Here is an 11,936-nt window from a genome sequence, read left to right on the forward strand (position 1 = left end):
CCGTAAAACAGCCTTCTTCAGGCACGCTATTGCGGCGATCTCGTTGGAAACGCACGAACAGTCAGGCCCGATGTACAACTATCTCGATTTTGAAAAACCCGTCGCCGATCTCGAAGGCCAGATTCTTGAGCTGAAGAAGCTCGCGCAGGAACAAGGCAGCGTTGAGATGAGCGACGAGATTCGCCGCCTCGAGAAGCGTTCGGCCGATGCGCTGAAAGATATCTACCGCAAGCTGACCCCGTGGCAGAAGGCGCAGATCGCCCGCCACCCGGATCGTCCGCATTGCCTGGAATATATCGACCGGCTGTTTACGGAATTCACGCCTCTGGCCGGTGATCGCCAGTTCGCCAATGACGAAGCGCTGCAGGCTGGCTTTGCCCGTTTCAACGGACAGCCGGTCGCCATTCTCGGTCAGGAAAAGGGCTCGGACACCAAGACGCGCCTCAAGCACAATTTTGGCTCGGCCCGCCCGGAAGGCTATCGCAAGGCCGTCCGCATCATGGAAATGGCCGACCGTTTTCAGCTGCCGCTGATCACGCTGGTTGATACGGCAGGCGCCTATCCGGGTGTCAGCGCCGAGGAACGCGGCCAGGCGGAAGCCATTGCGCGTTCCACCGCCGAATGCCTGCGTCTGCGCGTGCCGGTGGTCTCGATCATCATCGGCGAAGGCGGTTCGGGCGGTGCTATCGCGATTGCCGTCGCCAACCGCGTCTATATGCTCGAACATTCGATCTATTCGGTCATCTCGCCGGAAGGCGCGGCCTCGATCCTGTGGCACGATTCCACCCGCGCCAAGGATGCCGCCTCCAACATGCGCATCACCGCGCAGGATCTGTTCGATCTCAAGGTCATCGACGGTATCATTCCTGAGCCGCTCGGCGGCGCGCATCGCGGCAAGGAAGCTGTCATCGATGCGGCGGGCGACATGATCACGGCATCGTTACGGTCGATGAAGGATGTCGACGGCGAAACGCTGAAGCAGGAACGCCGTCAGAAATTCCTCCAGATCGGCCGTAATCTCTAATAAAGCCCTGCCAGTTTTGGCATTTCTCATCCGGGATGTTCTTCGCATCCCGGATTTGCATCTTCACGTCATTTCCGCCATATTGCCGTCGCGTTAATTTTTAGATATCCAGGCAAGGATTTGTAAACGATACCGTAAGGTTTGGTTGTCAAAATCACCCTTGCAGGAAATCGTCTCTTGCACCGTTCTAACAGACTCGATGCGATATGAAGATCAGAACCGCAATACTTGGAACCGTCATGGCAACCGCGCTTCTCGCGGGGTGTCAGGGCTCGTCCGTATCCGACCTGAGCTTGCGCGCTGAAAAGCCGCTTCCCGAGAAGATCGTCACCAAGATGAAGGCGAAGGGCATGACCCGCACCTCGCCGATTCTGGTCAGAATCTTCAAGGAAGAAGGCGTTCTCGAAGTTTGGAAGCAGAAGAATAACGGCAAATACGACCAGATTGCCTCTTATGAAATCTGCAAATGGTCGGGCAAGCTCGGACCGAAATATATCGAGGGTGACCGTCAGGCTCCGGAAGGTTTCTACACCGTCCACCCGACGCAGATGAACCCGAAATCCAATTATTATCTCGCCTTCAACATCGGTTTTCCCAACGCTTATGACCGCGCCAACGGGCGCACGGGCCAGAACCTGATGGTGCACGGCGCATGCTCTTCGTCGGGCTGCTATTCGATGACCGACGAAAGCGTTTCTGAAATCTACGCCTTCGGACGCGACGCCTTCAAGGGCGGCCAGCGCGACTTCCAGATTCAGGCCTTCCCGTTCCGCATGACCAATGCCAACATGGCGCGCTACAAGAGCGACCCGAATTACGGCTTCTGGAAAATGCTGAAGCAGGGCTATGACGCCTTCGAAGTGACCAAGGTTCCGCCGAAGGTTGATGTTTGCGAGAAGCGCTACGTGTTCAACGTCGCTTCGCCAGACGGAAAGCCACTCTCAGCAACGGATGCCTGCCCGCCGTCGGCCAACACCGACGCCATGTCGACGGCCTACGCATCTTATGAAAAGACCTTCCAGAGCGCCTTCAGCGCTTCTCAGAAAGCCCCTGCTCCGTCGATTCAGGGCCTGACCGAAGCCAAGCTCGTTTCGGCCTGGAGCGCTGCCCGCGCTCGCGGCGAAAAGGTAACCCGCGAACCGCCGTCGCTCACGCCATCATCGGCTGAAAAGGCTGGCGCACCGGATATTCGTCCTGCTACGCCTGCACTTGCGCAGCCAGTGAGCGCAATTGCCGCAACGGCTCCCGTTGCAGCTCCGGCCACGGCTCCGGTAGCCGCTCCGGTCACCGCCTCTGTGCCGACACCGCAGCAAAACCCCGCCCAGAGCCCCGCAATGCCTGCCGACGTTTCGCCAGTGACGACCGGCAGCACGGTTGCACAGAATATCGATCAGCCCGCACCTGTGGCTGCACCGGAAGCGAAAAAGCCATGGTGGAAGATCATCGGCAACTGACCTCTACCGAGGCGCACATTCCCGTTTATGACCTGAGGGGGCTGAAATGCCCCCTTCCGGTTTTGAAGACCCGTCATCGTCTGGAGAAAATGCCAAGCGGCGCATATCTCTGGGTGGAGGCGACCGACCCGCTTTCCGGTATCGACCTGCCGCATTTCTGCGCGCAGGAAGGCCATGCGCTCATTGAACATGAGCGCAGCGAAACCGTGCAGCGTTTCCTGATCCGGAAAAAATAAGATTCAGTGCTTCGGTGAAAAGCCCGGGATTGCCAGCGGGTTTTCCATCAGCGCTGCGCGATCAGGCCGGTCGAGGCTTGGACGACCCAGAAATGCGTCGAACAGTTCCCGCACATAGCTTTCCGGCAGATCCTTGACGATCATCACCAGAAGCGTCTGCTTCTCACCCTGCGGCCATTGCGGCAAGCGCGCTGGCGGATGGAAGATTTTCTGGACGCCATGGATCACCACCGGACGTTCCGGGTCTTCTGCGATCTGGACGATGCCTTTGACACGCAGCAGCTTCTCGCCATGCGTCGAGCGCAAGAGATCGAGGAACATATCGAAACTCGAGAGCGGAATGGGCGCATCATGCCGCAGCGAAAACGAGCGGATGGCATCGTCATGATGGTGGTGATGCGCATGATGATGATCGTGGTCGCAATTCGGGCCGCAAACATGGTCATGATCGTGCCCGTGATCATGATGATGCGCATGGTCGTGATGATGATGGTCATCATGCTCATAGGCTTCCGCCTTGAGCCAGCGCTGCACATCCGCCGTTTTGGTCTCGGGATTATATAATCCGCATTCGAACAAGGCCGCAAAGCCGGTACGCTGATCGCCTGCCGTCAGAATTTCCGCACCCGGATTGAGCGCCCGCAACCGTGTTTTCAACGCTGGCAAACCCGCCTGTGCTTCCGGCAGATCCGATTTGGTCAGGATGATGCGGTCGGCCATCGCCGCCTGCTTGACCGCTTCCTCGTGGTTGTCGAGTGTCGCCATGCCGTTCACGGCGTCAACGGTCGTCAGCACGCCATCAAGACGGAAGGCCTGCATCAGCACCGGATGCCCCATGATCGAATGCAGCACCGGCGCCGGGTCGGCAAGACCGGTGGTTTCGATGATGACCCGCTTCAGCGCCTTGATGCGCCCGGTCTGCAAGCGGTCGATCAGATCAGCCAGCGTATCGACCAGCTCGCCGCGCACCGTGCAGCAGAGGCAACCGTCGGAAAGCTCGATAACGCCTTCGCTCGCCTGCTCGACCAGCAGATGATCGATACCCACCTCACCGAATTCGTTGATGATGACGGCGGTGTCGCTCAGGGCCGGGTCTTTCAGAAGCCGGTTGAGCAGCGTTGTCTTGCCGGAGCCCAGAAAGCCGGTCAACACGGAGACGGGAATAGGATTTGGCATGGCAAACACTTCACACTTTGAGGGCGCGACACTTCAGGAACACGACGGACAGAGTTGACCCTATCAACCCAATATTATGGTGGATCAGTTGATCGCGGTCGTCTTTATACCCACCGCACGCTGCGGGCGTGGCATCGGCACAGGCACCTGCGAAATATGCAACTGGCTCGGCTTTGTGACCGGGCCAGGTTCGGAAACAAGCCCAACCTGCACCGCAACCGGATCGTGATCCATGGCGTGAATATAGGGCGAGTTGATCTTCAGCTTGCCTTCGACATCGCGACCGTCCCAGCGGTCGGCCATGGCTTCCTTGCTGCAAATCGCCTTGCGCATATCGACAGCCTCATTGAGATTGCCGCCTGCGGTTGGTCGCAGCGTCGCAAGCGTTGCGCCGCCGGACGCGCTGGCGCGAAATGCATCGGTCATCAGCTGCGCAGCCTGTACGGCGCGCGCTTCCTGACGATCCGCGCCGAGTACGATGGCGAGCACCGTGCGACCGTTGCGCGTGGCGGACCCGGCCAGATTGAAGCCCGACGCACAGACGAAACCGGTCTTCATGCCGTCCGCGCCGTCATAACGGCCAAGCAGAATGTTGTAATTGGCCTGAATTTTCTTGCCCGCACCCGGATCGATGGCCTCGGTGGCAAAATAATGCGCATATTGCGGGAATTCACGCCGCAGCTGCACAGCGAGCACCGCAAGATCGCGCGCCGTCGTATAATTGTTCGGATCGTGCAGACCGTTCGGATTGGCGAAATGCGATCCGACCATGCCGAGACGCTGCGCTTCCGCATTCATGAGCTGTACGAAGCCAGCTTCGCTGCCGCCGACTGCCTCGCCCACGGCGACGGCGACGTCATTGGCGGATTTGACGAGCATGATCTTCAGCGCGGTATCGAGCGTCATAACCGAGCCCGGCTTGTAGCCCATCTTGCTCGGCGGCTCCTTGGCGGCACGAACCGTCATCGGCACCGGAGATTCAAGCGTCATGCGACCGGACTGGAGCGCGCGAAACGCCACATAGGCGGTCATCATCTTGGTGAGCGAAGCCGGATACCAGCGCTGGAACGCATCCTTTTGGGCATAAACCTTGCCGGTCGCCACATCGACGGCGATTGATGGATTGGCAACCGCCGCTCCCATCGCCGTGCCAGCCATTGCTGCGGCAGCAACCAGGATTTTCAACGACTTCGACAACATTGCGCAGTTCCAATCAATAATGGCCCGCAACTTCTGCGGGTCTCCGTTTGCACGGCTCAATTCAATGGTTCCAAATCGCCATCAGGACGACACACGACACGTTCGGTCATATAAGGAGGATTTGCGTTGCTCTTATCTATGCCATGTGGCGAGGAAAAGGCAAACAGGGATTGCCGGATTTCACCGAAACGTCATATCCTGTACCCTTCAAATCACACCTGATACCCATGCCTATATAGACCCAATACGGGAGCCTCTCCGAAATGCCAGTGCTTAATCGTGCCGTAGAAACGCAGGCGGAAATCGCCGGTTGGCGTCGCCAGCTTCACCAGAATCCCGAACTGCTCTACGACGTGCACGACACTGCAAAATTCGTCGCGGAAAAATTGAAAGCTTTCGGCTGCGACCACGTGGAAACCGGCGTCGGACGCTCCGGCGTGGTCGGCATCATCAAGGGCCGCCACGGCGACGGCCCGGCCATCGGCCTGCGCGCCGATATGGACGCTCTGCCGATCAATGAAACCAGCGGCGTCGAATGGGCATCGAAAATTCCCGGCAAGGCGCATTCCTGCGGCCATGACGGGCACACTTCCATGCTGCTGGGCGCTGCACAATATCTGAGCGAGACCCGCAATTTCCGCGGATCGGTCGCGTTGCTGTTCCAGCCTGCCGAAGAAGGCGGCGCGGGCGGCCTCGCCATGGTCCAGGACGGCGTCATGGATCGCTACGGCATTTCGGAAGTCTATGGCGTGCATAATATGCCGGGTTTGCCCGTGGGCCAGTTTGCCATGTGCAAGGGCCCGATCATGGCCGCAACCGACGAATTCGATCTCTTCGTCAGCGGTCGCGGCGGTCATGCGGCACAGCCGCACCGCACGATTGATCCGATCCTCGCCGGTTCGCAGCTGATGATCGCCTTGCAGGGCATCGTCTCGCGCAATACCGATCCGCTGGATTCACTCGTCATTTCGGTCACGAAATTCATCGCGGGCGAGGCCTACAATGTGATCCCGGAAAAGGCGACACTGTCGGGCACCGTGCGCACGCTGCAAAAGGAAACCCGCGCTTTCGCCGAACGCCGTATCCGCGAAGTGGCTGCCGGGATCGCCGCCGCCACGGGCGCAGAAATTACCGTGCGCTATAAGAACAATTATCCGGTCACCTTCAACCACGATGCGCAGACGGAATTTGCCGAGCGCATCGCCACCGGCGTTGCAGGTGAAGGCAAGGTCAACGCCAATGTCGAGCCGATGATGGCTGCGGAAGATTTTTCCTACATGCTGGAAGCACGCCCCGGCGCCTATATCTTCATCGGCAATGGCGATACGCCGGGCCTGCATCACCCGGCCTATGATTTCAACGACGACGCTATTCCCTATGGCGTCAGCTATTTCGTGTCCGTCGCCGAGACGGCGCTTGCCGCCTGACGTCACTCCAAACTTGAGAAAATCCGCCTACCCCGCTTTTTGCGGGGTTGGCTACCGCCATGAAACCCAGTATGTGTCGAAAATATCCGAACATGCTGGCATCACTGGCAACAGCGGATGGTTTAACGGTCGGTCCCGTAGCTCAGTAGGATAGAGCGACAGATTCCTAATCTGTAGGCCACTGGTTCGAATCCAGTCGGGATCACCACTTAAAAATCACTTATCATAAGGCCAGTTGGCCTGCGAAAAGACGCCACCATCGACCCATAATGTCTGGCCCGTCACGAAACGCGCCGCCTCGGAAGCAAAGAACAGCACCGGACCGGACAGATCCTCAGCGCTGCCGACCCGGCGCAATGGCGTCACCTTGGCCCATGTGCCCGCATAATCGGGCTGTTCCAGCGCCGTGCGCTCATTGAGGATCGCGCCGGGAGCGACACAATTCACCCGAATGCCATGCGGCCCGAGTTCCACCGCCGAAACCTTGGTGAACTGCTCAATGCCGCCCTTGGAGGCCGTGTAGGAAACAAGTTTCGGGAAAGCCAGCTTGTTGCAGCCCGAACCGATATTGATGATCGCGCCGCTCTTGTCGGCATCCACCATCCGCTTGGCCGCAGCCTGCGTGTTGAGGAAGCACCCTTTCAGATTGGTGCGGATGACATCGTCCCACTCGTCTTCGGCGAGTTCCAGCAATGATTTCCATCTCTGGATACCGGCATTGTTGACGAGCACATCCGGCGCATCGCCAAACCAGCTGCACGCCTCATCGAAGAAAGCTTCGACCTCGGCTCCAACGCCGACATCACAGGCAAGTCCAAGCGCCTGACCGCCGCCCGCTTCAATCGCCTCGACCAGCGACTGGGCTGCGTCGTCGTCATCCTTGAAGCTGAAAGCCACCGCATAGCCCGCATTAGCAAAAGCCGTAACCAGATGTCTGCCGATCCCCGTGCTGCCGCCTGTGATGACTGCGAATTCGCTCATGCCGCTCCCTCCCTGAAGCATTTCCGAAACCGAACTTAATCGGTTTTCGCCGGTGGTAAACTGGCAGAAAAGAAAATATCCTCCCCATAAGCAGAATGGAGGGAAAAATGAATCCGGACATCACGGAAGCCAATGGCGCGTGTCACTGCGGAACGGTGCGTTTTCGCGTAAAATTGTCCAATGGCCTGCACAGTGCGCGACGTTGCACCTGCTCCTATTGCCGGATGCGTGGAGCGGTTGCCGTAACTGCGGAAGTGGGCGGACTGGAAATTCTGCAAGGTGAAGATGCGCTGACGCTCTACACTTTCAATACCGGCATCGCGAAGCATTATTTCTGCTCCAAATGCGGGATTTATACCCATCACCAGCGCCGCTCCAATCCGCACCAGTTCGGCGTGAATGCGGCTTGTCTGGAAGGCGTCTCACCTTTCGATTTCAAGGTCATTCCGGTCAATGACGGCGTCAATCACCCGTCAGACACGCCGAACCGCAAGGGATCGAGTATTGTGGGTTATTTGCGCTTCGAACCGGCTGACGGCACGGATTAAACCCTTGCACGCGGCTTCTGTTGGTTTTTCTCCCAGGAGAAGACGGTCGGCGGCAGCGGATCGCGTCCACGAATAATGTCCGATCCCTTTTCGCCGACCATGATGGTTGGCGCGTTGGTGTTGCAGGACGGTACGCGCGGCATGATCGAGCTGTCGCACACCCGCAACCCCTCCAGACCGTGCACCCGCAGTTCCAGATCGACCACGGCTGAAGCGTCGGTGCCCATCCTGCACGTGCCGACCGGATGGTGATCGGTCTTGGCATTGGCGCAGGCATAGTCGAACAGATCATCGTCGGTGACCACTTTCGGTCCCGGCAGCCGCTCGGCCATGACATAGGGTTTCAGTGCGGCCTGTTGCATGATTTCACGCGCGATCTTCAGCCCTTCCAATGACATTTTCAGATCGTGCGGATCGCTCCAATAATTGGGATCGATCAGCGGCGCAGCAGCGGGATCGCTCGAACCAAGCCGCACCGTGCCCCGCGAGCGTGGATGCAGATAGGCGGAATTCAGCGTCACGCCCGCATTCTTGAGCTTCTCGACACCTGCTTCAATCCCCGATCCCAGTCCCAGATGGAACTGGATATCCGGCGAACGGGCATCCGGATCGGCATACCAGAAACCGCCCGTTTCAAAGAGGCTCGACGCCACCGGGCCGGAGCGAAGCAGCATATATTGCAGGCCCGCGCCAAGCGTGCGGTGCAGCTTTGCCACGCCGTCATAAGTGTGATCGCCAGTGCATTCAGCAATGACGAACAGATCGAGATGATCCTGCATATTTTCGCCAACGCCGGGCAGATCGTGTTTCACCGCAACGCCAACCTGTTTCAGATGATCGGCGGGACCGATGCCCGATTGCAGCAGAAGCTTTGGCGAGCCGATAGCGCCCGATGAAATGATGACCTCCCGCGATGCGCGCAACACCTCGCCACTCATCAGGGCCACGCCTGTGGCGCGCGTCTTTTCCAGCACGATGTTACGGACTGGCGCATTGATCCTGACCGTCAGGTTTCGCCGTCCCTTGATCGATGCGAGATAAGCAAGCGAGGCGGACGACCGCCGGCGGTTGCGCTGCGTCAACTGATAGAAACCGACGCCCGCCTGTTCGCGCCCGTTGAAATCCGGGTTGTAGGGTATCCCCAGTTCCTGCCCAGCGCGGATATAAGCGTCGCAGATCGGCAGCGGTGCGGACGGCATGGAGACGCCCAGCGGCCCGCCATAGGCATGGTAATCGTCGTTGAAGCGCTGATTGTCCTCGGCGCGTTTGAAATAGGGCAGCACACTGCGATAATCCCAGCCGGTGCAGCCATCTTCATTGGCCCAAAGATCGTAATCAGCGGCATTGCCGCGTGTATAAATCTGCGCATTGATGCTGGAACCGCCGCCGATGACCTTGGCCTGCGTATAGCGCAGCACGCGGTTCTTCATATGCTTTTGTGGAACGGTCTCCCAGCCCCAGCTCGCTACGCCCTTGGTCATTTTGGCAAAGCCCGCAGGCATATGGAACAGCGGATTCCAGTCGCTGCCGCCTGCCTCTAGCAGTAGTACTTTTACAGACGCGTCTTCGCTCAGCCGATTGGCGAGAACACAACCGGCAGGCCCGCCGCCAACGATGATATAATCGTAATTCATCACATCGTTCCTAAAGCTTTGCTATCGAAAGGCCGCCATCGGCATTGATCACCGACCCGGTGGCGAATATGAAATTTCCGCCCGCAAGCCCGGCCACGATGGCGCCAACATCCCCCACTTCGCCCCAGCGCTTCATCGGCACCAGCCCGCCGTCAATGAGCGTGTCGTAGCGCTCGGCGACCTTCGCGGTCATATCGGTGCGAATAATGCCGGGACGCACTTCGAACACACCAATCCGCGCCTCGGCCAGACGCAGCGCCAGCCCTTGCACGAAGGCGGTCAGCCCCGCCTTGCTGATGCAATAATCGAGCCTTTCCGGCGAACTCATCACCGATGAAACCGAACTGATCGTCACGATGCTGCGTGGAAAACGCACATCGGTTACCGCCAGCATGGCTTTCACTATCGCCTGCGTGAAAAACACTGTGCCGCGCAAATTGACCCCCATGATGGTGTCGAAATTTTCAGGCTTCAGCCCAAGAAAATCGCCGCGCTCGACCGACCCCATGCCCGCATTGTTGACGAGACAGTCGATGCTGCCAAACTCCTTCAGCACAGCGGCAATGGTCGCCTCATGCGTCTCGACGGCAGCCAGATCGCTTTTGAAGAAAGCCACCCTGCCGCCCATGCCGCGCAATTCGTGAATGACGGCCTCGTCGTCCTCAATATCGGTGATCACCAGATCAAAACCCTTTGCCGCCAGGGCGCGGGCGATGCCGAGCCCGATGCCGCGACGTCCGCCGGTTACCAGCGCCACAGGTCTTTGACGGTTCATGCCAGAACCTCCCGGTTCAAATGGTCCGCGACGCGCAACGCCTGTGCGGCAACGGTCAGCGCCGGATTGACTGCCGCCGATGTCGGCAGGAGCGATGCATCGACCACATGGAGATTGGGGTGATCGTAAGCCCGGCACCATGGATCGAGCGGCGCCGTCGCCGGGTCATTGCCGATGCGCACCGTCCCGCATTGATGCGACGGCGTGCGCCGGTCAAAGGCGCGTGACAGCACGACCGGAAACCCTGCCGCACGCAGAGCGGATTTGAGCTTTTCCACCAGCATCAGATGCGCTTGCCAGTTGCTGCGCACCCAATGCAAAACGATGCGGTCGCCATCCACCGTCACACGGCTTTCCGGCGACGGCAGATCTTCGCTTATGGCGTAGAAATCGATTGTGTGTCCGGCAATCCGGTTCAACAGCCATTCCGGCACTCGTGGCATACTGGATTTGAGGATCGCACCCGAGATGCGCCCCAGCAATTGCACATTGCCCAATGGCGGCCCGCCTGCCCCGTCCGACAGATAGTAATCGTTGAAGCCAAAGGTCTTCTGGTAGACGCTGTCATTGCGATAACGCGGACCGAAAGCGATTACGGCGCTCGCATTGTGGTTCATGAAATTGCGCCCCACCTGATCGGAGCGATTGGCCAGTCCCGACCGCAACAGGAGCGCCGCCGATTGCACCGCACCGGCGGACAGAATGACCAGCTTCGGGCGCAGGACCAGCGCCTCTCCGTTCTTCACATAATGCACGGTGGCAATGGTCTTGCCATCCGGCCCGGCTTCCAGCCGTGTCACCCGTGCGGAAGTTTCGAGCCGGACATTGGGATGCTTGAGGGCAACCGCGAGCGGACAGGTTTCCGCATCCATCTTGCCGTCATTGCTATTCGGATGCGCATCCCACGGCGTTTTGGCCTTTGCCAGCCAACGGTCGATATCGACCCCCAGCGGCAGCGATGCCGGATGCAATCCCGCTTTCTTCAACCGCGCCCGCACATCGGCAATGGCTGGTTCGTCGCGGATCGCCGGATAGGGATAAGACTTTGAATGATCTGGCTCGGTCGGATCACCGCCCAGTTCACCGCGCACCTGAAACAGCTGTTCGGCGCGGCTATACCACGGCTCCAGTTCTTCATAGGAAAAGGGCCAGGCGGGCGAGACCCCTTCCAGATGCGCCATTTCTGCAAAATCCTCGCGGCGATAGCGGATCAGCACCGCGCCAAAGAATTTGGAATTGCCGCCAACATTGTAATAATTGCCGGGATTGAACGGCGTACCGTTCGTCTCGTACCAGAACTCTTTCGGACGAAAGAAGCCTTGTTGGAAAATAGCGCGCGGGTCACGGTTTTCCGGCCTGTCCAGCAAATGCTCCCCCGCCTCAAGGATGAGAATGTTGGCACCCGACGCAGCAAGACCGGCGGCCATCGTCGCGCCGCCGATACCCGATCCGATTATGACGATATCCGGCTGTCCTCCCAA

11 protein-coding genes and 1 tRNA gene are annotated in these 11,936 nt (G+C 58.9%); 6 read left to right on the top strand and 6 right to left on the bottom strand.

The genetic code is table 11. The features are described 5' to 3' along the window. Positions 1-70 precede the first annotated feature (70 nt). The 3 genes from FIC94_RS20585 to FIC94_RS20595 all read left to right on the top strand — a co-directional run bounded on the left by FIC94_RS20585 (position 71) and on the right by FIC94_RS20595 (position 2,714). Complete coding sequence (locus FIC94_RS20585) at positions 71-1,024, top strand: acetyl-CoA carboxylase carboxyltransferase subunit alpha (RefSeq protein WP_109369991.1); 954 nt, start codon at positions 71-73, stop codon at positions 1,022-1,024. A gap of 206 nt (positions 1,025-1,230) precedes the next feature. Beyond that, positions 1,231-2,478 carry a L,D-transpeptidase family protein gene (locus FIC94_RS20590; protein WP_140026239.1) on the top strand — a complete coding sequence of 416 codons (1,248 nt, stop codon included), beginning with the start codon at positions 1,231-1,233 and terminating at the stop codon, positions 2,476-2,478. Then, a complete protein-coding gene (locus tag FIC94_RS20595; protein WP_235858911.1) occupies positions 2,457-2,714 on the top strand; it encodes a sulfurtransferase TusA family protein in 258 nt (85 codons plus the stop codon). The genes FIC94_RS20590 and FIC94_RS20595 overlap by 22 nt, the downstream gene beginning before the upstream one ends. Before the next feature lie 3 nt (positions 2,715-2,717). On the opposite strand, the gene FIC94_RS20600 is transcribed toward FIC94_RS20595, so the two are convergent. Together FIC94_RS20600 and FIC94_RS20605 are read right to left on the bottom strand one after the other, a co-directional pair. Then, complete coding sequence (locus FIC94_RS20600; protein WP_140026240.1) at positions 2,718-3,890, bottom strand: CobW family GTP-binding protein; 1,173 nt, start codon at positions 3,888-3,890, stop codon at positions 2,718-2,720. An 84-nt stretch (positions 3,891-3,974) separates the two neighbouring features. After that, the gene (locus FIC94_RS20605) at positions 3,975-5,090 is read right to left on the bottom strand and encodes a D-alanyl-D-alanine carboxypeptidase family protein (protein WP_121536832.1); all 1,116 of its coding nucleotides are present in this window, start codon (positions 5,088-5,090) and stop codon (positions 3,975-3,977) included. 263 nt (positions 5,091-5,353) lie between these two features. Between FIC94_RS20605 and FIC94_RS20610 the strand changes: the two genes are divergently transcribed. Further along, positions 5,354-6,517: a M20 aminoacylase family protein gene (locus tag FIC94_RS20610; protein WP_109369996.1), complete on the top strand. Its 1,164-nt coding sequence runs from the start codon at positions 5,354-5,356 to the stop codon at positions 6,515-6,517. Between the two features lie 131 nt (positions 6,518-6,648). Continuing rightward, positions 6,649-6,725 (top strand) — tRNA-Arg (locus FIC94_RS20620). 8 nt (positions 6,726-6,733) lie between these two features. On the opposite strand, the gene FIC94_RS20625 is transcribed toward FIC94_RS20620, so the two are convergent. Continuing rightward, a complete protein-coding gene (locus FIC94_RS20625) occupies positions 6,734-7,498 on the bottom strand; it encodes an SDR family NAD(P)-dependent oxidoreductase (protein ID WP_140026241.1) in 765 nt (254 codons plus the stop codon). Between the two features lie 107 nt (positions 7,499-7,605). On the opposite strand from FIC94_RS20625, the gene FIC94_RS20630 reads away from it, so the two are divergent. Next, complete coding sequence (locus tag FIC94_RS20630; RefSeq protein WP_140026242.1) at positions 7,606-8,046, top strand: GFA family protein; 441 nt, start codon at positions 7,606-7,608, stop codon at positions 8,044-8,046. Here FIC94_RS20630 and FIC94_RS20635 read toward each other — a convergent pair. Genes FIC94_RS20635 through FIC94_RS20645 form a run of 3 tightly spaced genes read right to left on the bottom strand, consistent with a single transcriptional unit; the run spans position 8,043 to position 11,936 of the window. Next, complete coding sequence (locus tag FIC94_RS20635) at positions 8,043-9,680, bottom strand: GMC family oxidoreductase (RefSeq protein WP_140026243.1); 1,638 nt, start codon at positions 9,678-9,680, stop codon at positions 8,043-8,045. The genes FIC94_RS20630 and FIC94_RS20635 overlap by 4 nt on opposite strands. Before the next feature lie 10 nt (positions 9,681-9,690). Continuing rightward, positions 9,691-10,455 carry a 3-ketoacyl-ACP reductase gene (locus tag FIC94_RS20640; RefSeq protein WP_140026244.1) on the bottom strand — a complete coding sequence of 255 codons (765 nt, stop codon included), beginning with the start codon at positions 10,453-10,455 and terminating at the stop codon, positions 9,691-9,693. Continuing rightward, positions 10,452-11,936: a GMC oxidoreductase gene (locus FIC94_RS20645; protein WP_140026260.1), complete on the bottom strand. Its 1,485-nt coding sequence runs from the start codon at positions 11,934-11,936 to the stop codon at positions 10,452-10,454. The genes FIC94_RS20640 and FIC94_RS20645 overlap by 4 nt, the downstream gene beginning before the upstream one ends.

Source organism: Ochrobactrum teleogrylli (genome assembly GCF_006376685.1).
GTDB lineage: Bacteria > Pseudomonadota > Alphaproteobacteria > Rhizobiales > Rhizobiaceae > Brucella > Brucella teleogrylli.

Bases quoted from the DNA above. Each gene is read 5' to 3' on its own strand.
- FIC94_RS20585 (WP_109369991.1), top strand. From the start codon at position 71: ATGTACAACTATCTCGATTTTGAAAAACCCGTCGCCGATCTCGAAGGC.
- FIC94_RS20590 (WP_140026239.1), top strand. From the start codon at position 1,231: ATGAAGATCAGAACCGCAATACTTGGAACCGTCATGGCAACCGCGCTT.
- FIC94_RS20600 (WP_140026240.1), bottom strand. From the start codon at position 3,890: ATGCCAAATCCTATTCCCGTCTCCGTGTTGACCGGCTTTCTGGGCTCC.
- FIC94_RS20605 (WP_121536832.1), bottom strand. From the start codon at position 5,090: ATGTTGTCGAAGTCGTTGAAAATCCTGGTTGCTGCCGCAGCAATGGCT.
- FIC94_RS20610 (WP_109369996.1), top strand. From the start codon at position 5,354: ATGCCAGTGCTTAATCGTGCCGTAGAAACGCAGGCGGAAATCGCCGGT.
- FIC94_RS20625 (WP_140026241.1), bottom strand. From the start codon at position 7,498: ATGAGCGAATTCGCAGTCATCACAGGCGGCAGCACGGGGATCGGCAGA.
- FIC94_RS20630 (WP_140026242.1), top strand. From the start codon at position 7,606: ATGAATCCGGACATCACGGAAGCCAATGGCGCGTGTCACTGCGGAACG.
- FIC94_RS20635 (WP_140026243.1), bottom strand. From the start codon at position 9,680: ATGAATTACGATTATATCATCGTTGGCGGCGGGCCTGCCGGTTGTGTT.
- FIC94_RS20640 (WP_140026244.1), bottom strand. From the start codon at position 10,455: ATGAACCGTCAAAGACCTGTGGCGCTGGTAACCGGCGGACGTCGCGGC.